Consider the following 1,616-nt stretch of genomic DNA (forward strand, 5'->3'; position numbering starts at 1 on the left):
CTCTCAAGCTGAGATAGGAAGCCCTTTGATCCCCGCCGCATCCTTTTCAGGCAAGCGCGTTTCGCTCTTCGGGCTTGGTGGCTCGGGGATCGCGACGGCGCGCGCGCTGATCGAGGGCGGCGCGGACGTGCTGGCCTGGGACGACAATCCCGACAGTGTGGCCAAGGCCGCCATTGCCGGTATCGCGACCGCTGATTTGCGCGGCGCCGACTGGGCGAAATTCTCGGCCTTCGTGCTGTCGCCTGGTGTGCCGCTGACGCATCCCAAGCCGCATTGGACGGTGGAACTGGCGCGCGGCTCAGGCGTCGAGATCATCGGCGACATCGAGCTTTTCTGCCGCGAGCGGGTGCTGAGCGCGCCGACAGCGCCTTTCATCGCCATCACCGGCACCAACGGCAAGTCGACGACGACCGCGCTGACCGCGCACATCCTGAAAGCCGCGGGACGGGATGCCCAGATGGGCGGCAATATCGGCCGCGCGGTGATGACGCTCGATCCGCCCGAGCCCGATCGGCACTATGTCGTCGAGTGTTCGTCCTACCAGATCGACCTCGCGCCCTCGATCAATCCGACGGCCGGCATCCTGCTCAACCTGACGCCCGATCATCTCGACCGCCACGGCACCATGCAGCACTACGCCGCGATCAAGGAGCGGCTGGTGGCCGGCAGCGAGACGGCGATCGTCGGCATCGACGATTCCTGGTGCGCGCAGATTGCCGAGCGGCTGGAGCGGGCGGGGCGGCATGTCATCCGCATTTCCAAGCGCCTGCCGCTGACCGACGGCTATTTCGCCGATGGCAGCAATTTGATGGAAGCTGTGCACGGCCGTTACAGCCGTGTCGCCTTCCTCGAAGGCATCGGCTCCTTGCGTGGCCAGCACAATGCCCAGAACGCTCTGGCTGCGGTCGCCGCTTGCCTCAAGGTCGGGCTGGAGCTTGGCGAGATCCAGTCGGGGCTGGAAAGCTTTCCCGGCCTCGCGCACCGCATGGAGCAGGTCGGCCGCAAGGACCATGTGCTGTTCATCAACGATTCCAAGGCGACCAATGCCGATGCTGCGGCGCCGGCGCTGTCGAGCTTCGCGCGCATCTACTGGATCGCCGGCGGCCTGCCCAAGGAAGGCGGCATCGAACCCTTGCGCGGTTTCTACCCGCGCATCGCCAAGGCCTATCTGATCGGCGAGGCGGCGCCGGCGTTTTCGGCGACGCTGGGCGAGGCCGTGCCCTACGAGATTTCAGGCACGCTGGCCGCGGCGGTCGAGCACGCCGCGCATGATGCGGCTAAGGACGACAGCGGCGAGGCGGTGGTGCTGCTGTCGCCGGCCTGCGCCAGCTTCGACCAGTTCAAGAATTTCGAAGTTCGCGGCGAAGCCTTCAGGCAAGCTGCGAATGCTATCGAGGGTGTGAAACCCATCGGAGGGGCACGATAATGCAGAGCCGTCTCGACAAAAGTCCGGTTGCGACCTGGTGGTGGACGATCGATCGCTGGTTCCTGGCGGCGTTCCTGTCGCTGATGGGCCTCGGTATCGTGCTGTCCTTCGCGGCGAGCCCGGCGGTCGCCGAACGCATCGGCCTCGACAGTTTCCACTTCGCCACCAGGCAGATCATCTTCACCGTACC

General features: G+C 65.7%; 1 protein-coding gene and 1 pseudogene. Both read left to right on the forward strand.

What is annotated here, in order from left to right:
• Positions 1 to 25 precede the first annotated feature (25 nt).
• The gene (gene murD / locus EN994_RS30510) at positions 26 to 1,426 is read left to right on the forward strand and encodes a UDP-N-acetylmuramoyl-L-alanine--D-glutamate ligase (protein ID WP_063168311.1); all 1,401 of its coding nucleotides are present in this window, start codon (positions 26 to 28) and stop codon (positions 1,424 to 1,426) included.
• Positions 1,426 to 1,616: pseudogene (locus EN994_RS30515) on the forward strand (cell division protein FtsW); the annotation flags it as partial. The gene murD and the pseudogene EN994_RS30515, both read left to right, overlap by 1 nt.

The sequence above is a fragment of the Mesorhizobium sp. M7A.F.Ca.CA.002.09.1.1 genome, assembly GCF_003998555.1.
Taxonomy (GTDB): domain Bacteria; phylum Pseudomonadota; class Alphaproteobacteria; order Rhizobiales; family Rhizobiaceae; genus Mesorhizobium; species Mesorhizobium ciceri.